General features: G+C 71.6%; 20 protein-coding genes and 2 pseudogenes. 9 read left to right on the top strand and 13 right to left on the bottom strand.

The features are described from left to right. Window positions 1-50 precede the first annotated feature (50 nt). The 4 genes from HJC40_RS18300 to pdxH are packed head-to-tail and all read right to left on the bottom strand — an operon-like array spanning window position 51 to window position 3,580. A complete protein-coding gene (locus HJC40_RS18300) occupies window positions 51-698 on the bottom strand; it encodes a nitroreductase family protein (RefSeq protein WP_250002314.1) in 648 nt (215 codons plus the stop codon). Further along, window positions 698-1,618 carry an aldose 1-epimerase family protein gene (locus HJC40_RS18295; protein WP_250002313.1) on the bottom strand — a complete coding sequence of 307 codons (921 nt, stop codon included), beginning with the start codon at window positions 1,616-1,618 and terminating at the stop codon, window positions 698-700. Before HJC40_RS18295 ends, HJC40_RS18300 begins: the two co-directional genes overlap by 1 nt. 10 nt (window positions 1,619-1,628) lie before the next feature. Then, window positions 1,629-2,957 carry an MFS transporter gene (locus HJC40_RS18290; protein WP_250002312.1) on the bottom strand — a complete coding sequence of 443 codons (1,329 nt, stop codon included), beginning with the start codon at window positions 2,955-2,957 and terminating at the stop codon, window positions 1,629-1,631. After that, a complete protein-coding gene (gene pdxH, locus HJC40_RS18285) occupies window positions 2,954-3,580 on the bottom strand; it encodes a pyridoxamine 5'-phosphate oxidase (RefSeq protein ID WP_250002505.1) in 627 nt (208 codons plus the stop codon). The genes HJC40_RS18290 and pdxH overlap by 4 nt, the downstream gene beginning before the upstream one ends. 212 nt (window positions 3,581-3,792) lie before the next feature. Between pdxH and HJC40_RS18280 the strand changes: the two genes are divergently transcribed. The 4 genes from HJC40_RS18280 to thpR all read left to right on the top strand — a co-directional run bounded on the left by HJC40_RS18280 (window position 3,793) and on the right by thpR (window position 7,780). Beyond that, window positions 3,793-4,893, top strand: coding sequence for a citrate synthase 2 (locus HJC40_RS18280; protein ID WP_250002311.1), 1,101 nt, complete (start codon window positions 3,793-3,795; stop codon window positions 4,891-4,893). Continuing rightward, window positions 4,893-6,017, top strand: coding sequence for a phosphoserine transaminase (serC, locus tag HJC40_RS18275; RefSeq protein ID WP_250002310.1), 1,125 nt, complete (start codon window positions 4,893-4,895; stop codon window positions 6,015-6,017). The genes HJC40_RS18280 and serC overlap by 1 nt, the downstream gene beginning before the upstream one ends. A gap of 204 nt (window positions 6,018-6,221) precedes the next feature. Further along, entirely contained in the window at window positions 6,222-7,304 is a 1,083-nt protein-coding gene (sepH, locus tag HJC40_RS18270; protein WP_250002309.1) for a septation protein SepH, read from the top strand. Further along, window positions 7,253-7,780, top strand: coding sequence for an RNA 2',3'-cyclic phosphodiesterase (gene thpR, locus HJC40_RS18265; RefSeq protein WP_308200918.1), 528 nt, complete (start codon window positions 7,253-7,255; stop codon window positions 7,778-7,780). Before sepH ends, thpR begins: the two co-directional genes overlap by 52 nt. A 99-nt stretch (window positions 7,781-7,879) precedes the next feature. Here thpR and HJC40_RS18260 read toward each other — a convergent pair whose 3' ends face one another. After that, window positions 7,880-8,479: a TetR/AcrR family transcriptional regulator gene (locus HJC40_RS18260; RefSeq protein WP_250002308.1), complete on the bottom strand. Its 600-nt coding sequence runs from the start codon at window positions 8,477-8,479 to the stop codon at window positions 7,880-7,882. Between the two features lie 54 nt (window positions 8,480-8,533). On the opposite strand from HJC40_RS18260, the gene HJC40_RS18255 reads away from it, so the two are divergent. Beyond that, window positions 8,534-8,884, top strand: coding sequence for a hypothetical protein (locus HJC40_RS18255; protein WP_250002307.1), 351 nt, complete (start codon window positions 8,534-8,536; stop codon window positions 8,882-8,884). A gap of 663 nt (window positions 8,885-9,547) precedes the next feature. Here HJC40_RS18255 and HJC40_RS18250 read toward each other — a convergent pair. From HJC40_RS18250 to HJC40_RS18235, 4 genes and pseudogenes are all read right to left on the bottom strand, one after another. Further along, complete coding sequence (locus HJC40_RS18250; protein WP_250002306.1) at window positions 9,548-9,997, bottom strand: hypothetical protein; 450 nt, start codon at window positions 9,995-9,997, stop codon at window positions 9,548-9,550. A gap of 431 nt (window positions 9,998-10,428) precedes the next feature. Continuing rightward, window positions 10,429-11,685: pseudogene (locus HJC40_RS18245) on the bottom strand (MFS transporter); the annotation flags it as partial. Window positions 11,686-11,754: 69 nt separating this feature from the next. Then, the gene (locus HJC40_RS18240; protein WP_374272102.1) at window positions 11,755-12,204 is read right to left on the bottom strand and encodes a MarR family winged helix-turn-helix transcriptional regulator; all 450 of its coding nucleotides are present in this window, start codon (window positions 12,202-12,204) and stop codon (window positions 11,755-11,757) included. A gap of 67 nt (window positions 12,205-12,271) precedes the next feature. After that, complete coding sequence (locus HJC40_RS18235) at window positions 12,272-13,696, bottom strand: NCS2 family permease (RefSeq protein WP_250002305.1); 1,425 nt, start codon at window positions 13,694-13,696, stop codon at window positions 12,272-12,274. A gap of 172 nt (window positions 13,697-13,868) precedes the next feature. Between HJC40_RS18235 and HJC40_RS18230 the strand changes: the two genes are divergently transcribed. Continuing rightward, complete coding sequence (locus HJC40_RS18230) at window positions 13,869-14,087, top strand: DUF2530 domain-containing protein (RefSeq protein ID WP_250002502.1); 219 nt, start codon at window positions 13,869-13,871, stop codon at window positions 14,085-14,087. 12 nt (window positions 14,088-14,099) lie between these two features. Here HJC40_RS18230 and HJC40_RS18225 read toward each other — a convergent pair whose 3' ends face one another. Further along, entirely contained in the window at window positions 14,100-14,972 is an 873-nt protein-coding gene (locus HJC40_RS18225; RefSeq protein WP_284043330.1) for a DUF3027 domain-containing protein, read from the bottom strand. Between the two features lie 58 nt (window positions 14,973-15,030). Here HJC40_RS18225 and HJC40_RS18220 point away from each other — a divergent pair. From HJC40_RS18220 to HJC40_RS18210, 3 genes and pseudogenes are all read left to right on the top strand, one after another. Further along, window positions 15,031-16,525, top strand: a pseudogene (locus tag HJC40_RS18220) (MFS transporter); the annotation flags it as partial. A gap of 479 nt (window positions 16,526-17,004) precedes the next feature. Further along, a complete protein-coding gene (locus HJC40_RS18215; protein WP_250002303.1) occupies window positions 17,005-17,631 on the top strand; it encodes a futalosine hydrolase in 627 nt (208 codons plus the stop codon). A 71-nt stretch (window positions 17,632-17,702) separates the two neighbouring features. After that, window positions 17,703-18,515: a 1,4-dihydroxy-6-naphthoate synthase gene (locus tag HJC40_RS18210; protein ID WP_250002302.1), complete on the top strand. Its 813-nt coding sequence runs from the start codon at window positions 17,703-17,705 to the stop codon at window positions 18,513-18,515. A gap of 27 nt (window positions 18,516-18,542) precedes the next feature. Here the strand turns inward: HJC40_RS18210 and HJC40_RS18205 are convergent, their stop codons facing one another. The 3 genes from HJC40_RS18205 to HJC40_RS18195 form a co-directional block, all read right to left on the bottom strand. Further along, complete coding sequence (locus HJC40_RS18205) at window positions 18,543-18,929, bottom strand: cold shock domain-containing protein (protein WP_250002301.1); 387 nt, start codon at window positions 18,927-18,929, stop codon at window positions 18,543-18,545. A 50-nt stretch (window positions 18,930-18,979) separates the two neighbouring features. Beyond that, a complete protein-coding gene (locus HJC40_RS18200; RefSeq protein ID WP_374272098.1) occupies window positions 18,980-19,603 on the bottom strand; it encodes an HAD family hydrolase in 624 nt (207 codons plus the stop codon). 63 nt (window positions 19,604-19,666) lie between these two features. After that, on the bottom strand, window positions 19,667-19,870 hold the full coding sequence (locus HJC40_RS18195; RefSeq protein ID WP_250002300.1) for a hypothetical protein: 204 nt from the start codon (window positions 19,868-19,870) through the stop codon (window positions 19,667-19,669). Window positions 19,871-19,896 lie beyond the last annotated feature (26 nt).

The following is a 19,896-nucleotide window of genomic DNA, read 5'->3' as shown; positions in this document are numbered from 1 at the left end:
CCCCTTTCCGGACTTCCTACGTTCGCGCTGCCAGCCTAGCCCGGCTGCCGTCACGCGGAAGCCCGCGGCGTCGCGGCCCATCGGCCATGATGCACCACGTCGTCCACCGGGCGGTGACCGCGCTTGAGTGACGGCGACTTCTTGTCGAGGGCTCGGTACCCGATGGTCAGGGTGCCGATCGGCGTGTACTCGGCCGGAATCCCGAAGGCGTCCTTGAAGGTCTGGACGGTCGGCACCGGGATGCCGAAGAAGCAGGACGCCAGTTCCTCGTTGACCGCGCTGAGGTGCATGAGCAGCGCGGCGAAGCCGGTGTCGATGTCCCAGTACGGCACCGGCCAGTGCGACTCGCTGCGGTCGGTCCAGCCCTTGTCGGGCTGGGCGTAGCGCTCGAGGTAGGCCGACTTGTTGGACAGGCACACGACGATCGCCGGCGCTGTCCGCATGCGGGTGAGCCAGTCGCCCTTCCACGCCTCGTCGGTCTTGGCGTCGCCGAGATCACCCTCGGTCGTCGACTCCCAGTAGAGATCGCGGTCCTTCTGCTCGGTGAGCACGAGGAAGCCCCAGCCCTGGGAGAAGCCGGCGCTCGGCGCGCGCAGCCCGTGCTGGACGACCTTGTCGAGGATCTCGGACGGGACCGGCCGGTCGGGGTCGTAGCTGCGGATCATGCGGCGGCGGCGGACCACCTCGTCGAACTCCATCAGCCCTTGATCCCCCACGACGCGGTCCAGCGCTCGCCCGGCGCCAGCACGATCAGGTCACGCCCGGTGCGGAAGGCGTCGGGCGGGCAGGTCATCGGCTCGATCGCGACCGAGCGGCGGAACCGCTCGCCGTGCAGGGTGTCGCCGGTGAAGACCTGCCAGTAACGGAACTTCTCGTCGGCCCAGACGACGACCCGGCGGTCCGAGGCGGAGTCGGCGATGGTCACCTCGGTGATCCCGTCGGCGCCGTGGGTGATGTCGCCGTAGGTGGTGTCGAGGACCAGGTCACCGATCTTGCGGGCCTCGGAGAAGTCGTACTCCGTACCGGCCACCGGGACCGCGCCGATCGGCAGCAGCCGGGCGTCGGCCACCACCCGCTTGGCCCCCGGCACGTGCAGCACGGTGTCGTCGACGCTGACCCCGGGCAACTGCACGTACGGGTGGACCGAGTAGCCCCAGGGGGCGTTCGACGGCGAGTTGTTCACGACCTCCTGGTCGCAGCGCAGGCCGGCGGCCGAGACCGACCAGGTCGTACGCAGGGTCAGCCACCACGGGTAACCGATCTGGGCCGGAAGCTCGTACTGCAGCGTGACCGCCGACGCGGTCTGCTCGACCAGGGTCCAGCGACTCCAGTTGACCAGGCCGTGGATGGCGTTGTTCCGGGCCGGCTCGGTCAGCGCGAGCTGGTATTTCTGCTCCTCGAACGTGTACTGCCCGTCGCGGACGCGGTTGGGCCAGGGAGCCAGGATCTGGCCGGCCGAGGCCGGGGAGAGCTCGTCCGCCTCGAAGCCGTCGAGCACCGCCACGTCGCCGACGGAGTAGCCGCGCAGCACGCCGCCGACCTCCACGACGACGGCGCTCTGCCCGTCCGCCTCGATGGACCACTGGGTGCCGGACTTCGCGGCAACGACACTCGTCATGACGTGGACATTATCGGTTCGTCCCGTCGCCGGTGTCGGCTGCCGGGGGCTCGGGTGGCCGATACCTCAGCAGGGCCGGAAAGGCCACCGCCAGGACCACGGCCAGACCGGCCGCTGCGAAGCCGCCGCCGGCCCAGGAGGTGGTCGTCGAGGTGAGATCGGCGGTGGTGCCGGCGCGCACGTCGCCGAGGCGCGGTCCGCCCGCCACCACGACCGTGAACACCCCCTGGAGCCGGCCGCGCAGCCGGTCGGGCGCGTAGACCTGCAGGATCGACTGCCGGTAGACCGCGCTGACCAGGTCGGCCGCCCCGCCCACGGCCAGCAGCAGCACCATCAGCCACAGACTGTGGGCCAGACCGGACAACCCGATCGCCACGCCCCAGGCCACCACGGCGATGACCAGCGCTAAACCCTGCCGCTTGACCCGCCCGATCCAGCCCGAGGTCAGACCGCCGATCACCGAGCCGATGGCGATCGCGCTGAACAGCCAGCCGACCGCCCAGTCGCCGCCGAACCGGTCGGCCGCCACCTCGGGGAACAGGGCCCGCGGCATCGCGAAGACCATCGCGATGATGTCGACCGCGAAGGAGAGCAGCAGCACCGGCTGGGTGACCAGGAAGCGCAGGCCCACCGCGATGCCGCGCAGGCCGGCGGTCGGCTTGGCCTCGCCCGGCTCGTGCTCGACCGGGAGGATGGGCGGCAACTTCCAGGTGGCCCAGAGCGAGATCGAGAAGAGCAGGGCATCGACGAGGTAGGCCACGGTGACCCCGGCGCCCGTGCTGGCCAGGGCGAAGATGAGGCCGGCGGCCAGCGGGCCCAGGACCCCGCCCGCGGTGGAGGTCGTGTAGGCGAGGGTGTTGGCCGCCGGCACGAGCCGGGCCGACACGATCCGCGGGATGATGGCCTGCCGGGTCGGCGAGCTGATCGCGAAGCCGGCCGACTGCACCGCGGTCAGCGCCAGCAGCAGCCATCCGCTGTTCACGTGGAGCAGCGCCTGAACGAGGAAGCCGAGCGTGCCCAGCCAGGCCAGCGTGGAGCTGGCCAGCAGGAGCTTGCGCCGGTCGACCACGTCGGCCGCCGCGCCGCCCCACAGCCCGAAGACCAGCAGCGGGACCAGACCGGCGACACCGAGCAGCCCGACCCAGGCCGAGGAGTGCGTGATCGAGTACATCTCGACCGGCACGGCCACCGAGGTGAACTGGAACCCGAAGAACGAGAGCCCGTTGCCGACCCACATCCGGCGGTAGGCGACCACCTTGAGCGGCCGGATGTCGATCACCCAGGACTTGCGCTCCTGCTCGACGAGCTTCTCGCCCTCTTCGACGGCGTCCTGACTCACGGCGCGAGCCTCTCCACGACCCAGACCCCTTCCTCCGTACGCCGGAAGCGCAGTCGATCGTGCAGGCGGCTGCTGCGGCCCTGCCAGAACTCGACCGTCTCGGGCACGACCCGGAAGCCGCCCCAGTGCTCGGGCGCCGGCACCGGCCCGTCCCCGAAACGCTCCCCCGCGGCGTCGAGCCCGGCGTCGACCGCGGCCCGGTCGGGCAGCACCGACGACTGCGGGCTGGCCCACGCGCCCAGCTGCGAGCCGCGCGGCCGGGTGGCGAAGTACTCCTCGGTCTCGGCCCGGGTCACCCGCTGCGCCGCCCCGGCCACCAGCACCTGGCGTTGCATCGGGAACCATGGGAAGACCAGGCTCGCGTACGGGTTGGCGGTCAGCTCGCCACCCTTGCGCGACCCGTAGTTGGTGAAGAACACGAACCCGCGCTCGTCGTAGTCCTTGAGCAGGACCGTACGGGCCGAGGGCCGCCCCTCCGGCGTCGAGGTGGCCACGATCATCGCGTTCGGCTCGGGCAGCCCGAACCCGGCGGCGTCGGTGAACCAGGCCTCGAACTGGGTGCGCCAGTCGGCCGCCAGATCCGTCTCGAGCAGTGCCCCGCGTGCGGTGTAGTCGCGCCGCATGCCCGCGGGCGAGGGTGGTTCGAGGGTCACAAGCGCTCCTGGGCGGTGTCCGGCCGATCGTTAGGACTGCAAACGACCGTAAGTCGCTTCGGCCCGTGCGTCAGGTCGGTGAGGATGGGTGTCGCGGAGAGCACATCGTGGTGGGTCGACCCGCCGGGAACCCGGCGAGCAAGATGAGACCCCTACGACATCGCATCATCCCAGGGAGGGTCGTGACCGACTTCAAGCCCGGGCTCGAGGACGTGGTCGCCTTCGAGACCGAGATCGCCGAGCCTGACGAGGCCGGTGGCGCGCTGCGATACCGCGGCGTCGACATCGAGGACCTGATCGGTCAGGTCTCCTTCGGCGACGTCTGGGGACTGCTCGTGGACGGGCGGTTCGGGCCAGGGCTGCCACCGGCGGAGCCGTTCCCGGTGCCGGTGCACTCGGGTGACATCCGGGTCGACGTGCAGTCGGCGGTCGCGATGCTGGCGCCCTACTGGGGGCTGGCCCAACTGCTCGACATCGACGACGAGCAGGCCCGGAGCGACCTCGCCCGGGTGTCGGTCACCGCGCTGTCGTTCGTCGCCCAGGCCGCCCGCGGGCTGGGTCTGCCGGCCGTGCCGCAGAAGGACATCGACAAGGCCGGCTCGATCGTCGAGCGGTTCATGCGGCGCTGGCGCGGCGAGCCCGACCCGCGGCACGTCAAGGCCGTCGACGCCTACTTCATCTCCGCCGCTGAGCACGGCATGAGCGCCTCCACGCTGACCACCCGGGTGGTCGCGTCCACGGGCGCCGACGTGGCGGCGTGCATCTCCTCCGGGATCGGGGCGCTCTCCGGCCCGCTCGACGGCGGCGCCCCCTCCCGGGTGCTCACCATGCTCGAGGACGTCGAGCGCAGCGGCGACGCCCGGGCGTACGTGCGAGGGGTCCTCGACCGCGGCGAGCGCCTGATGGGCTTCGGGCATCGGCTCTACCGCTCCGAGGACCCGCGGGCGCGGGTGCTGCGGCGCACGGCCCGCGAGCTGGGCGCCCCCCGCTACGACGTGGCGGTGGCGTTCGAGCGGGCCGCGCTGGCCGAGCTGGCCGAGCGCAAGCCCGACCGGCCGCTGCCGACGAACGTCGAGTTCTGGTCGGCCGTGGTGCTCGACTTCGCCGAGGTGCCGGGCCACATGTTCAGCTCGATGTTCACCTGCGCCCGGGTGGCCGGCTGGAGCGCGCACGTGCTGGAGCAGAAACGCCTCGGCCGGGTCGTGCACCCCGCCGTCCGCTATGTGGGACCCGGGCTCCGCAAGCCGCAGCAGGTCGAGGGCTGGTCCGAGCTACGCGCATAATGGCCTCCGTGACTGACATCCGGATCCCAGACACGATCAAGCCGGTCGACGGACGGTTCGGCTCCGGGCCGAGCAAGGTACGTCCCGAGGGTGTCGAGTCGCTGTCCGCGGTGTCCCGCACGTTCCTCGGCACGTCCCACCGGCAGAAAACGGTGAAGGAGCAGGTCGCCCGGTTGCGGCGGGGCCTGGCCGAGTTCTTCGCGATGCCCGAGGGCTACGAGGTGGTGCTGGCCAACGGTGGCACCAGCGCGTTCTGGGAGGTCGCGACGTTCGGTCTCGTACGCGACCGGGCCCAGTTCGCCGAGTTCGGCGAGTTCGGGGCCAAGTTCGTCAAGGCCGTGACCGACGCGCCCTTCCTGGCCGAGCCGACGGTGCGCCGCGCGCCGGGCGGGCAGGCCGCGTTCCTCGAGGCCGAGGCCGGCATCGACGTGTACGCCTCGGTTCAGAACGAGACGTCGACCGGGGTGGCCGTGCCGGTGCGCCGCGTGGCCGGCGCCGACCAGGGCGCGCTGCTGCTCACCGACGCCACGTCGGGTGGCGGCAGCCTCGACGTCGACCTGCGCGAGACGGACGTCTACTACCTGGCTCCCCAGAAGGCGCTCGGCTCCGACGGCGGCCTGTGGATGGCGCTGATGTCCCCGGCCGCGATCGAGCGGGCCTTCGAGGTCAAGGCGAGCGGGCGCTACATCCCGCAGTTCCTCGACCTGGTGACCGCGATCGAGCAGTCCCGCCTGGAGCAGACCTACAACACCCCGGCGCTGTCCACCGTGTTCCTGGCTGCCGAGCAGCTCGACTGGATGAACGCGCAGGGCGGGCTGGCCTGGGCGGTCAAGCGCAGCGCCGAGAGCGCCGAGGCCGTCTACGGCTGGGCCGCGCGGTCGTCGTACGCCACGCCGTTCGTGACCGACCCGGCGATCCGGTCGGCCGCGGTCGCCACGATCGACTTCGAGGGGGTCGACGCGGCCGCGATCGCCAAGGTCCTGCGGGCCAACGACATCGTGGACACCGAGCCCTACCGCAAGCTCGGCCGCAACCAGTTGCGGATCGCCCTCTACCCGACGATCGAGCCCTCGGACGTGGCCGCGCTGACCGCTTGCGTCGACTACGTGGCCGAGCGCCTCTGACCGGCCGGCGTGCTCTTGGTCACCCCACACCGCCGACCTCAGGCCGATGACGTCGCTGAATTTTCAAGATCATCGCAGCTCAGCCAACTTGGCGGCGTGGCATACCACCATTAGGTGACCGAGGCGCGTACCGTGTTCCGAAACGCGCCCGGGTGGCTGACTCTAGCCGAGCGCAGGCCAACGCGACGGGGACGGAGGCAACGCATGCGGCCGGTACGCTTCGTCGCCCTTTCCGAGGACGGTCAGGCCATGGTGCTCGCCGACGAGGTCGGCCGGCTCCTGGCGCTGCCCATCGACGACCGGGTCTCCGGCGCGATCGCCCATGACGGACACCCGGTGTCGCCGGGTTCCGCGGTCGCCGTGATGTCACCCGACGCCACGCCGTCGTTGTCCCCGCGCGACATCCAGTCCCGCATCCGTTCCGGCGAGTCGGCCGAAGAGGTCGCCCGCATCGCCGGCGTTCCGGTCGACCGGGTGCTGCGCTACGCGGGCCCGGTGCTGCAGGAGCGGGCCATGCTGGCCCAGCACGCGCGCCGCACCCGCCTCAAGACGTCCGACTCCGGCGCCGCGCTGGCCGAGGTGGTCGACAGCCGCCTGTCCCAGCACGGCATCGACACCGAGAAGATCTCCTGGGACGCCTTCCGCCGCGACGACGGCACGTGGCGCATCGTCGCCACCTGGCCGTCCGGCAAGGCCACCGCCCAGGCCATCTGGGATCTCGACAAGGGACGCCAGGTCGTCTCGCCGCACGACGACATGGCGCAATACCTGTGCGCCGAGCGGCCGACCCAGATCCTCGGTCAGGAGCCCGCCCCCGAGCGCGCCTTCACCGACCGTGGCGGTCACGGCCTGCCCGGTCCGGCCCGCTCGGCCGAGCCCGCCCGCGGCGGCCACGGCCTGCCGGCCGCCGAGACGCAGCAGCGTCCCACCCGCGACCCGATCCGGGCCGGGCGTGACGCGCTGCTCGCCTCGCTCGACCGCCCGCTCAGCCCGTCCGGCGGCCGCAACCTCGACGCCGGCCCGTCCGAGACGCCTCGCCGTCCGGTCGCCGGCGGGGCAGCCGCCCTGCTCGGCGGCGGTGGCGCCGGCTCGGCCTTCGACGACGACGCCGACCTGCCCAAGGAGGTGCCGGCCGTGCCGTCGCTCGCCGTCCTGCGCCCCCGGCGCACGGTCGGCCAGGCCAACCAGCAGCCCGCCGAGACCGACGAGGCCAAGCCCCGCAAGCGGCTGCCGAGCTGGGACGACGTGCTGTTCGGCGGCGGCCCCGCGGCCCGCGAGTCGTCCTGACCCGGCTCTTCGTCGGCGTTTTCCCGCCCCCGCCTCCCCTCGAGGCGCTGCGCGGGGCTCTACCCTCCGGTTCGCGGCTGACGCCGACCGAGAAATGGCACCTCACGCTGGTCTTTCTCGGTTCGGCCCCGACCGAGGCGGTGGTCCCCCTGCTGGCCGACGTGCCGTCACCGGGCCCGTTCGAGCTGAGGTTGAGCGGCGGCGGCCAGTTCGGCACGGCGGCCTGGGCCGGCGTGGCCGGCGACCTGACCCAGCTCGCCGACCTGCGCGAGGACATCCGGGACGCCCTGACCCTGGGCGGCTTCCCCAGCGACGACCGCCCGTTCCGCCCCCACATGACGGTCTCCTACAAGCCGGACGGCGCCCTCCGCCGCGCCCTGGCCGCCCACGAGGGCTCACCGTGGCCGGTGACCTCCTTCGCGCTGATGAGCAGCGCCGACGGGCGCTACGAACGCCTGGCCTCCTGGCCCCTGTAACCAACCCTCCACCGCGGTCAGGGCTGCGCACGCTCACCCTCGAGGCGGATGCCGTTGAGCATCAGCCGCAGGCCGCAGTCGACCTGCTCGTCACCGCCGTCAGGGCTGCGCACGCTCACCCTCGAGGCGGATGCCGTTGAGCATCAGCCGCAGGCCGTAGTCGAACTGCTCGGCCGAACCGACCACGGGCAGCTGATCGCCGGGCAGGCCCTCCATCGCCTCGCTCACCTGTTGCCAGCGCACGTCCCGCTCCCCCGCGTCGACCGCCATCCGCAGGCCGGCCGCCGTGTAGGCGATCAGTGCCTGAAAGGCCCGCACCACATCAGCCGGGGGCAATCCGGCCTCGGTCAGCGCCCCGAAAAGCACGCCGGCCACGCGGCGGCCACGCGGGCCCAGAGGCGGGCGGGAGGCGACGTGACCGGCGATACCGGGATGGCGCAGAGCCACGGTTCGCATGCCCGTGAGGAGGAGCCGGATCCGCTCGTCCCACGGCTCGTCCCCTTCGGGCGCCGGCACCTCGTCGGCCACCGCGTCGGCGACGGCGTCGAGCAGCGCCTCGCGGTGCGGGAAGTGCCGGTAGATGGCCATCGGGTCGCAGCCGAGCTCGGCGGCGATGCGACGCATGGACATGGCCTTGACACCCTCACGGTCGCCGAGCGCGAGGGTCGCCTGGGTGATGACTGCGGGACTCAGCGGCACGGCTCAGAAGTCTACGCCGTAGACATCGGCCCATCGCGTGTCTACGGTGTAGACATGCGACTTCTCCAGTGGGGCCGGCTCGCGGCGGCCATTCTCAGCCTGACCACGTTCGTCTTCCTCTTCCTGCACGACTCCTGGCGCGCGGACAACCTCTTCCTGGTGCCCGACCTGCTCCTGATCGTCGCGCTGGCGGTCGCGGCCGGACTGCCCGACCCGGCGGCGAAGGTGGCCCTGCCGGTCGCGTTCGCCTACGCCGCTGGCGTGCTGGCCACCTCGGCCGCGTCCTACGCGGTGGAAAGCGAGTTCGGCCTGCCCAGCACGCTCGGCGCACTGCTCGCGCTGACGCTCGCGGCCCTCCTGACGGCTCGCCGCCCCGACATCCCAGCAACCCTGGCGCGCCGCTGACCAACCAAGACCGGCCACGGGCGGTGGGCCGCGCGTAGGGCACCGTCCCTCAGCACACCCGGCGACCACATCGCGCACCGGCCTACGCACACCGACCCGCGCAGAGCACCGGCCCTCAGCACACCCGTCAACCACATCGCGCCACCCGCCTACGCACACCGACCCGCGCAAAACACCCGCCCTCAGCACACCCGCCAACCACACCGCGCCACCCGCCTACGCACACCGACCCGCGCAAAACACCCGCCCTCAGCACACCCGCCAACCACACCGCGCCACCCGCCTACGCACACCGACCCGCGCAAAACACCCGCCCTCAGCACACCCGCCAACCACACCGCGCCACCCGCCTACGCACACCGACCCGCGCAAAACACCCGCCCTCAGCACACCCGCCAACCACACCGCGCCACCCGCCTACGCACACCGACCCGCGCAGAGCACAGCGTCTCCGCACACCCGGCAAACGTTGCGTGATCGGTCGTACCGATCAGCGCCCGATCACCGCCGTCAGATGCGGCCGGCTCTGGGGGTTGCCTCGCCGAGCGCCTTGATCAGCGCAGCTCAGCTATGGCGCGCGATGATCCGGCGCGCTACCTGACGCCTGATCAGCGCGACCGCGCCGATGGCGGCAGTGATTCCGACGTGTTGCGAGAATCTCGATCAGCGCAGCTGGAGGCCGGCGGCCTCGAGGGCGCCCTCCACCCGTACCCTTTCGATCTCGCGGTCGAGACCGTGCAGCGGACGCAGGTTCTCGGCGACGCCCAGGCAGGCGCAAGCGAGGCACAGCCGCTCGTCATAGGCCCGCACCACGGCGGCCAACCACAGTTCCGACTCCAGGGTCACCCCGCCCCGGCGCTGGCGGTCGAGACGGCGCAGATCGCGGGCCAGCCACTCGATCGGTGGCGGCTTGAGGTTGGCCGTCACCACCGCCGGGTCGGTGTCGCGGATCTTGCGGTCGAGGCGGATCAGGGCAGCGACCTGCGAAGGGTCGTCCGCGCACGCGCGCCGGCGGCGGAACTCGTCGCGCCTCAGAGCGACCGCTACCGCGTAGGGCACGGTCAGAGGAAGGACGAGCGCCGCCGTGAGCACGACCATGTGCGCTAGGGCCACGTCATGACGCTAAATCGAAACGCCCCTGATCCGGAATACTCTTGTCTGCCAAATACCCGTCAGGCGGCAGAAGCTTCGCGTTCCGGGATCTTGCCGACCGGCACGTCCGGCTCGCTCGATGACGAAGCGGAGGGCGCCGGCGAGGCAACCGTGAGCGCCGTGGGCGCCGCAGCCGTGGGCGCCACAGCCGTGGGCGCTACAGCCGTGGACGTGGCAGCCGCGGCCGTGGACGTGGCAGCCGTGGCCGTGGACGTGGCAGCCGTGGACGTGGACGTGGCAGCCGTGGACGTGGACGTGGCAGCCGTGGACGTCGACGTGGCAGCCGTGGACGTGGCAGCCGTGGACGTGGCAGCCGCAGCCGTGGAGGCGAGCGTCGGCGCCTCGGTGGCCGACTCCACCGTGGCCGGCTCGGCCGGCTCCGGGGTCCGGATGAGGCGCAGGCGCGGCCAGGGACGGAACGTCAGCGAGAGACGGTCACCGCTGGTGCGCAACTGCCACACCAGCGCCACCACCGAGGCGACGAAGCACACCACCCCAGCGCCCGAGATGCTCGAGGCCACCCCGAAGTGCTCCCCCCACCAGCCGGCCAGCGACGCGCCGATCGGCGTCGTGCCCAGGAAGACCAGCACGTAGAGCGCCATCACCCGCCCCCGGAAGACGGAGTCGACGCCCATCTGCACACGGTGGTTGGCGGCCTGAGCCAGATAGATCGAGAAGAACCCGGTCGGCACGAGCAGCAGCATGGCCACCACGAAGCTCGGCGCGAAGCCGACCACGAATTCGAGCACGCTGAACGCGAGCGCCGCCCCGATCACCAGGTAGGCGCCCGGCCGGGCCCGTCGAGCGCTGCCGGCCAGCGCGCCACCGAGCGCTCCGACGGCCAGGGCCGTGGTCAGCAGGCCGAACGTGGAGGGACCGGCGTTGAAGTCGATTTTCGCGAGCGCCGCGAGGGTGACCGGGAAGTTGAAGCCGATCATGCCGACCACGAACATCAGGCAGATGGGCAGCAGCAGGTCGGGGCGCTTTCCGACGTACCGGAGACCGTCCGAGATGCGGGCGTCCTTCTTGGCCTGCCGCTCGGCCGGCCTCAGGTCGGCCGCCCGCATGCGGGTGTAACTGAAGATCGGCGCGATCGCCAGCACGGTGGCGATCAGGAAGACCGGCCCGGTGTCGAAGACCGCGAGCGCCACGCCGGCCAGGGCCGGTCCGGCGATCCGGGCGGTGTTGAAGGTGGCCGCCGAGAGCGCGAGCGCGTTCGGCAGCAGCGGCAGCTCGACCAGCTCGGAGACGAAGGCCTGCCGCACCGGGGTTTCGACGGCGTTGGCGATGCCCAGCAGACCGGCGAAGAGGAACACGTGCCAGAGCTGGACGTGACCGGACGCGACCAGGATCGCGAAGACGATCGCCGTGATCGCGAAGGCGGCGTTGGCGGCGACCAGCAGCCGTCGCTTGTCGAAGCGGTCGGCGAGCTTGCCGGCGTAGAGGGTGAGGGCCAGCACCGGCAGGAACTGCAGCGAGGCCACGGCGCCGAGCGCGCCGGGCGAGTTGCCGGAGAGGTCGAGCACCAGCCAGTCCTGCGCGGTGAACATCATCCACACGCCGACCAGCTTCACCAGCTGCCCGGTGGCGAACAGCCGATAGTTGCGAACCTGTAGGGAGCGGAAGGTCGTGTTCAGCACTGACCGCACGCGGCTGCGCCTCCTGTTCGGTCGTACGCGTCATCGTCACGTGACGAAGCGCCGCGTAGCCGAACCCCCTCAGGCGCGCGAGATCTTCTGCAGGATCTCCGAGGCCCGGGCCAGCGTCTCCCGTTCGTCGGGCGCCAGAGCGGTCAGCTGGGTGGCCAGCCACTCGTTGCGCGCCCGCTCGAACTGGGCGTAGACGGCCTGTCCCTGGTCGGTGGCCGACAGGATGACCTGCCGGCCGTCGGTCGGGTGCGGGGTCCGCTTGACCAGTCCGCGCTCCTCCAGCTTCCCGATGATCTTGGTCATCGTCGGGGGCTGGACGCGTTCGACGTCGGCGAGCTCGCGCGGGGTCAGCGCGCCGGCCAGCTGGAGGCTGGTCAGCACGGAGAGCTGGCTGAAGGTGAGATCACCGACCGGACGGGCCTGGCGGACCCGCCGGTTCAGCCGCTGAATCGCCTCGCGCAGTTTCTTGGCCAGCTCGTCGGCTGTGCCTCGATCCACCGTCACGGGCCACTCCATCACGATTCTTAGCCTAGCTAATGAGCATGGCTAACGACATTCGAACTGCGCATGACCTCGGTCACCGGGGTCACAGGATCCAAGCCTCCAGGGGGCCCCGCAAGAAGTACAGGACGAACAGCACGGCCACGCCGTACAGGATCGGGTGGATCTCGCGGGCCCGGCCGGTGGCGACCTTGAGGACAACGTACGAGATCACGCCGGCGCCGATGCCGTTGGAGATCGAATAGGTGAACGGCATGAGCGTGATGGCCAGGAACGCCGGCACCGCGATGGTGTAGTCGGTCCAGTCGATCAGCCGGATCGCGGTCAGCATCAGGAAGCCGACCACCACGAGCGCGGTCGACGCGGCCTCGAAGGGCACCACCGAGACCAGCGGCGTGAAGAACATCGCGAGCAGGAACAGACCGCCGGTGACCAGGTTGGCCGCGCCGGTGCGGGCGCCCTCGCCGACACCTGCGGCGCTTTCGATGTACGCGGTGTTGCTCGACACGCTGGCCGCGCCACCGGCGGCCGCGGCCACCGAGTCGACGAGCAGGATCTCGCGCGTCCGCGGCGGCATGCCCCGCTCGTCGAGCAGCCCGCCCTCCTGGCCGACCGCGACCATCGTGCCCATGGTGTCGAAGAAGTCGGTGATCAGCAGGCTGAAGATGAACATGAGCACGACCAGCCAGCCGGCCCGCGACCACGAGTCGAGCACGTTGAAGTGGCCGATCAGCGACAGGTCGGGCGTGCTGACGACCTTGTCGGGCAGCGTCGGCACGTTGAGCGACCAGCCCTTGGGATGCGCGATCGCCTCGACGACGATCGCCAGCACGGTGGTGCCGAGGATGCCGATGAGGATCGCGCCGCGCACCTTGCGGACGAAGAGGATCAGCGTGAAGAGCAGGCCGATCACGAACACCGCGGCCGGCCAGGTGGCCAGCTTGCCGCCGAGGCCGAGCTCGACCGGCACGGTGGTGTTGGCGGCGTCCGGCACCCGGCGCACGAAACCGGCGTCGACCAGGCCGATGATCATCAGGAACAGGCCGATGCCCACGCCGATCGCGGTCTTGAGCTGGGTCGGCACGGCCCGGAAGACCAGCTCCCGCAGGCCGGTGAGCACCAGGATGGCGATGAGCACACCCTCGATCACGACCAGACCCATGGCGTCGGCCCAGGTCATCTCGGGCGCGATCTCGTACGCGACCAGGGCGTTGACCCCGAGGCCGGCCGCCAGCGCCAGCGGGAACCGGGCCACGACGCCCATCAGGATCGTCATCACGCCGGCCACCAGCGCGGTGCCGGCGGCCAGTGCGGCGATCGGCAGCTGAGCGCCGTCGGCGTCCACCCCGTTGCCGATGATCAGCGGGTTGAGCACCACGATGTAGGCCATCGTGAAGAAGGTGGCCAGGCCACCGCGGACCTCACGGCCGAGGGTCGAGCCCCGCGCCGAGATCTCAAAGAACCGATCGAAACCATTCTTCGACGTACGTGTATCGGCTGCGGTGGACATACGGACCTCTCCGGCTGACAGGTGGGTGACGCGGGCATGGTCTCAGCCGTCGATGACCAGCGCAAAACCAGGCGATGTCGGCCCGGTCACAGGGGCCCACCCGTGATCTCCGCCGACCTATCCTGTCGGTGTGACTGAACGGAAGCCCCGAGTCGAACCGCTGGACCCGCCGATGGTCCCGTTCGCCGTCGGCGGCCTCGCCGCTTTCGCCGTCGCCGCCTTGATCGTGTGGCTGGCCGACGGCCCGGAGCGCTGGCTGCAGGTCTGCATGGCGGGATTCCTGGCCGGCATCCCCGGTCTGATCACGATGATCGTGCACGATCGGCACCGCAAGCGCCGCCGTCAGCTGACGCACCCCGAGTTCACGGTGACGTCGACGGCCGAGCTGTGACCACCCGGCCGCTCAGCTGTGGCCGTAGTCCTCGGCCGGTTCGCTCTCCTCGACCGAGCCGTGCCCGCGGCTGACCGCGACCGACTCGACCTCGCTGTCGTCGTAGACCGTCGGCAGCTCCTCGACCGGCTGCTCGGCCGTGCCGATCATGGCCTCGGAGTGGGCGCCGCAGCCGTGGTCGGAGCTGACCGCACGGCCGTCGTCGGGGGCGTAGAGGTTGCCGCAGACGCCGAACATCGCCCGCATCGAGCCGGCCAGTGGCAGGTAGAACCCGCACGTGCCGCAGCGGGCGTTCCGGGGCGCGGCCACCGAGATCGGCGCCTCGGGACCGGCATCGCCGTCATACCACCGCTGGGCGGCGTCGATCCGGCCCTCGCGGGACATCACCCGGGGCCGGCCGAGGCCGAGCTCCCAGCTGACCTCCTCGACCGCCGGGTCGTCGCTGAGCACGTAGCCCTGGGCCAGCCGCTCGTCGTCCGGAGCGGTCGGCATGAGGTCGCCCACGCCGAGGTCACCGGGCTGAAGGCGCTCGTTCCAGGGCACCCAGCCGGGAGCCAGCAGCGCGTCGGGCCCGGGCAGCAGCACCGTCTCGCAGACGGTGACGTGCCGGCTGCGCGGAACGCGGGTGACCGTGACCGCCCAGCGCCAGCCGCGATAACCCGCGAGGTGACTCTCGAAGAGGTGCGTCACGAGACGGTCGCCCTCGGCGATGGCCTCGAGGTGGTCGCCGATGTCGGACGGGTCCACATCGGTGATCGCGCCGCGGGCGATCCCGACCGCATCGGCACAAACCTGGTCGAGGCGGGCAGCGCGCGTTGTGGTCCGAGTCGTCACATATTCATTGTCCCCTACCGCCACGGACGTTCCGCACCGACTCCCCCACATCCGCCCGCCGACATCCGGCGGTCACGGAACGGGACAGCGCTCGCCTGGATCAGTCAGGATGGGAGCCATGCCGCTGCTTCCCTCTCTCGGACGCACCGTCGGCACCGGCATCAAGGCGGCCCGCCTGCTGGTGCGGGGCTCGGTGCGCGGTGGAGCCTGGGCGACCCGCCGGGTCGGCACGGCGCGGGCCCGGGGCGCCGCCAACGAGACCGGCATGATCCGCCTGTTCGACCTGCACGCGCTGTCCTGCGCGGGCGACACGCTGATCGCCATCGGGCTGGCCGGCACGATCTTCTTCAACGTCCCGCTGGGCGAGGCGCGCAGCAAGGTGGCCCTCTACCTGCTCATCACCATGGTGCCGTTCGCCCTGCTGGCGCCCGTGGTCGGCCCGCTGCTCGACCACTTCCGGCACGGTCGGCGCTACGCGCTCGCGGTCACGATGCTCGGCCGGGCCTTCCTGGCCTATGTGATCTCCGATCACCTCTTCGGCTGGGGGCTCTATCCGGCCGCCTTCGGGGTGCTGGCGCTTTCCCGGGCGTATGGGGTGGCCCGCTCCGCCGCCGTGCCCAGGCTGCTGCCCGAGGGGGTCGGGCTGTCCCAGGTCGGCGCCCGCGCGAGCGTCTACGGCACGTTCGCCGGGGCCGTGGTCGCGCCCGTCGGCCTGCTCGCCTTCAAGTTCGGCCCGCAGTGGCCCCTGCGCGTTGCGATGATCATCTTCATCGTCGGCATGGTGGTCTCGCTGCGCCTGCCCCCGCGCGCCGACTCCGACCCGCCCGAGGCGGTGCCCCGCCCGTGGCGCGCGATGCTGCGCCTGGGCCGCGGCGAGGACCGCCCGCTCTCCGGCAAGCTGGTCGTCGCCACCCTGGTCGGCAGCGCCAGCCTGCGCCTGCTGTACGGCTTCACGCTGCTCTTCCTGACCTTCGTGATCGTGGCCGACGAGCTCGGCACCACGGTGCTGGGCAACGACCTCGGCCGCCAGGGCGCGGTCGGCCTGGTCGGCGGCGCGCTGGTCGTGGGCACCTTCCTGTCCACCGCCGTCGGCACCAGACTGCGCATCCGCCGCCCGCTGGCCCTGCAGTCCACCGGCCTGGCCGTGGTGGCGGCGGTCGGCGTCCTGACCACGCTGTTCTACAACCTCGCCACCGTCACGCTCCTGGCTCTGCTGGTCGCCATCTTCAGCGGCATCGCCAAGCTGGCCGTCGACGCCAGCATCCAGGAGCGCGTCCCCGAACGTCTGCGGGCCAGCGCCTTCGCCCACTCCGAGACGGTCCTGATGGTCGCCTGGGTGCTCGGCGGCGGCATCGGCATCATCCCGTTGCCCGGCCGCCTGGGCGTCGGCCTGGTCGCCGTGCTGGCCGTGATCGCCGCGGTCCGCGCCGGCTACGTCGCCACCCGCCTCCACAACGAGCGACTGAGCGGACGAGCGGACGAACCAGAGCCAAGCTCCGGCACAGCCTCTCCGGATGCGGGCTCCACCGCAGCCGGAGCGTCCAGCACCGCCGAAGGCAGCAGAGGCCCCGCCGGCACCCCCACCGGGGACAACGGTCCTTCGCGCTGGGCCGGACCCGCCGCGGCCGGCGACCGCTCCGAGGGCTGGGGTCCTGGGGTGGCCGAGCCCACCGACCCGTGGCCCGAAGCGCCGACCGTCCCTTCCCGAACGCGGCCCAACAACATGTCATCCGCCACCCGCGGCGTACACCCGGAAGCGGACGAAGCCCGAGGGGGACGCGCGGGTAGCCGCAGTGGCCGACCGGCGAGTGACGGCCCGCCCACCCGCATCGAACCCGGCGAGCCCAAGAAGGGCTGGTTCGGGCGGCGCAAGGACAAGGCGGCCGCCGCGCCGCCTCCCCCGCGAGCCGCGGAGCCACCACCGCCACCGGCACCGGCACCGGCACCTGAGCCGGCCACGCAGCCGAAGCCCGATGCCGCCCTGGCGCCGCCCGGTTTCCACGTCTACCGGCCCTCGTCGGTCGACCACCCGGCCGACGGCGGCACCCCCGGCGACCAGGACCGCTGAGCGAGGACCCGACTGATGACGTTGCCCCTTCTGGTGGTCACCGCGGTGGCGGCCGAGGCCGAGGCCGTGCGCGCCGGCGCCGACCCCGCGCACGTGGTGGTCGAGGCCGTCGGTGTCGGTCCGGCCGCGGCCGCCGCCGGCACCGCCCGCCTCCTCGCCACCGGCACGTACCGCGCCGTCGTCTCGGCCGGCATCGCCGGCGGCTTCGCCGGTCGCGCCCCGGTCGGCGCCGTCGTGCTCGGCGCCCGCAGCATCGCCGCCGATCTGGGCGCCGAGACCTCCGACGGCTTCCTGCCGGTCGAGGAGCTCGGCTTCGGCAGCAGCGTCCTGCCCGCCGACCCGGCCCTGCTCGCCTCCCTGGCCGCCGAGCTTCCCGACGCGATCGTGGGTGACGTCGTGACCCTGAGCACGGTCACCGGCACCGCCGCCACCGCGGAACGCCTGGCCGCCCGTTATCCACAGGCTGTGGCTGAGGCGATGGAGGGTTACGGCGTAGCCGTGGCTGCCGTCGGCCTGCCCTTCGCCGAGCTGCGCACCATCTCCAACCCGATCGGTCCGCGGGACCGGGCCGCCTGGCGGCTCAAGGAGGCCTTCGCCGCGTTATCCACAGCTTCGGCGGGGTTGTGGAAAGCCTGTGGATAACTTCACCGTGTGGGATGAGAGACACCCGTCGTGACGCACGTTGACCATCCATACCCTCTAGCGTGGACGCCGTGGCGCTCTCTCTCGCAGTCTCCCCGTGTCCCAATGACACGTTCGTCTTCCACGCTCTCGTGCACGGGCTCATCCCGGGCGCTCCCGAGGTCAATCTGACCTTCGCCGACGTCGACGTGACGAACACGGCCGCCGAGCGAGGCGAGTTCGACCTGGTCAAGGTGAGTTACGCGGCACTGCCCTGGTTGCTCGACGACTACGAGCTGCTGCCCACCGGCGGCGCGCTGGGCCGGGGCTGCGGCCCGCTGGTGCTGGCCCGCGAGCCCGACGTCGACCTGGCCGGCAAGACGGTGGCCGTGCCGGGTGACCGCACCACGGCTTACCTGTTGTTCCGCCTGTGGTCGGCCGACCGTGCCCCGGGCCGCATCGAGGTCGTGCCGTTCCACCAGATCATGCCCGGCGTCGCCGAGGGGCGGTACGACGCCGGCCTGGTTATCCACGAGGCCCGCTTCACCTACCAGCGCTACGGGCTCACCGCGCTGGCCGACCTGGGCGAGTGGTGGGAGTCCGACACCGGCCTGCCGATCCCGCTGGGCGCGATCCTCGCCCGCCGGGGTGTGGTCGACCCGGCCGAGGCCACCGAGTGGATCCGCAACTCGGTGAGCATGGCGTGGGCCAACCCCGACGCGAGCCGCGATTTCGTCGTGGCCAACGCGCAGGAGATGGAGCCCGAGGTCGTTCAGCAGCACATCGACCTGTACGTGAACGAGTTCACGCTGGAGCTGGGCCGAGACGGTTTCGCCGCCGCCGACGCCCTGTTGCAGCGTGCGACGGCGGCGGGTCTCACGCCGGCCGTGAAGCCCTTCCTGTAGGGCTGTGCAGCTTTTCCCGGGACCGCCTCAGACCTCGAACTCCTTCGCGACAGCATGGACCAGCTGGGCGATCTTCTGGGCGACGCGCTTGTCGGGGTAGCGGCCGCGGCTCAGGCCCGGCTGCACCTGCGACTCCAGCACCTTGATCATGTCTTCGACCATGCTGTGCAGCTCTTCGGCCGGACGGCGCCGCAGCTCGGCCAGCGACGGCGGCGCGTCGATCAGTTTGACGCCCATCGCCTGGGCGCCCTTGCGGCTGTCGACCACGCCGAAATCGACGCGCTGACCTGTCTTCAACTCGGCCACCCCGGCCGGCAGCGCGCCCTTGGGCAGGAACACGTCGCCGCCCTCATCGCTGGTGACGAACCCGAATCCCTTCACCGCGTCGTACCACTTCACTCGACCCGTGGGCACCGCTGACCTCAACTTCACTCAATGGAAACAACCGCTCACGGCAAGGCTACTTAAGCCGCGGGCCCGGACCCAACTGCAATCTCGCGCAGCAGGGCGGGCAACCCGTCGAGGTCCTTCAACACGGACGACGCCCCGGCCGCCCACAGGTCGTCGGGCGAGCAGGGCCCGGTGGCGACGCCGATGCCCGGAACCCGGGCGGTGCGGGCCGCCACCATGTCGGCGACGTGATCTCCGACATACCACCGCACGCCGTGCTCGACCAGCGCCGTCGCCTTGCCCTCGGCAAAGAGGTCGCCGGCCAGTTCGTCGGCGACCAGACCGAGGTGCTCGAGGTGGAGGTGGGCCAGGCGGCCCAGCTTCGATGTGACGACCACGACACGGAGACCCATGTCACGTACGGCGGCAAGTGCCTCGACGGCGCCCGGCATGGGCACGGTCGGGGTGATGGCGTACTCCGGATAGAGCTCCCGGTAGGTGGTCACCGCCTCCTCGACCTGCTCGGGCGGAAACCAGTGCCCCAGCTCGGTGCGCAGCGGCGGCCCGAGCCGGCTGACCGCGAGGTCGGCGTCGACGTACACCCCGGTCTGCTCGGTCAGCGCCCGGTACGCCGCGCGGATGCCCGGCCGGGAGTCGATCAGCGTCATGTCCAGGTCGAACCCGACCGCGGCGGTCACCGAGGGCACCGGGCGGCGATCAGCCACTTCGGGCCCGGGCCGGACGGGTGGCGCAACCGCATCTCAGGCAGGCGTCGACGGGATGTAGTGCAGCTCCTCGACGGGCAGCGGGAACGTCTGGTCGTCACCGAACGGCGACGGCGCCGCCGCGCGGTCGGAGGTGATCTCGGAGATGTTGAAGTGCCCCTCGGGCCCGCGCGGGTGCGTCTGACGGTCGGCAGCGCCGCCCTTGACGTCGGTTCCCGGCAATGTGTTCTTCGCGGCCACGGATGTCCCCTTCAGTGTCCCTGCGA

Source organism: Actinoplanes sp. M2I2, from assembly GCF_023544445.1.
Lineage (GTDB): Bacteria > Actinomycetota > Actinomycetes > Mycobacteriales > Micromonosporaceae > Actinoplanes.
The sequence above is the reverse complement of the archived record's forward strand: the minus strand, read 5'-3'. Positions and strand labels throughout refer to the sequence as shown.

Excerpts from the sequence above, each read along its gene's own strand:
- HJC40_RS18300 (WP_250002314.1), bottom strand. The coding sequence starts at position 698 with ATGGAGTTCGACGAGGTGGTCCGCCGCCGCCGCATGATCCGCAGCTAC.
- HJC40_RS18295 (WP_250002313.1), bottom strand. The coding sequence starts at position 1,618 with ATGACGAGTGTCGTTGCCGCGAAGTCCGGCACCCAGTGGTCCATCGAG.
- pdxH (WP_250002505.1), bottom strand. The coding sequence starts at position 3,580 with ATGCGGCGCGACTACACCGCACGCGGGGCACTGCTCGAGACGGATCTG.
- serC (WP_250002310.1), top strand. The coding sequence starts at position 4,893 with ATGGCCTCCGTGACTGACATCCGGATCCCAGACACGATCAAGCCGGTC.
- sepH (WP_250002309.1), top strand. The coding sequence starts at position 6,222 with ATGCGGCCGGTACGCTTCGTCGCCCTTTCCGAGGACGGTCAGGCCATG.
- HJC40_RS18255 (WP_250002307.1), top strand. The coding sequence starts at position 8,534 with ATGCGACTTCTCCAGTGGGGCCGGCTCGCGGCGGCCATTCTCAGCCTG.
- HJC40_RS18235 (WP_250002305.1), bottom strand. The coding sequence starts at position 13,696 with ATGTCCACCGCAGCCGATACACGTACGTCGAAGAATGGTTTCGATCGG.
- HJC40_RS18230 (WP_250002502.1), top strand. The coding sequence starts at position 13,869 with ATGGTCCCGTTCGCCGTCGGCGGCCTCGCCGCTTTCGCCGTCGCCGCC.
- HJC40_RS18225 (WP_284043330.1), bottom strand. The coding sequence starts at position 14,972 with ATGTGGGGGAGTCGGTGCGGAACGTCCGTGGCGGTAGGGGACAATGAA.
- HJC40_RS18215 (WP_250002303.1), top strand. The coding sequence starts at position 17,005 with ATGACGTTGCCCCTTCTGGTGGTCACCGCGGTGGCGGCCGAGGCCGAG.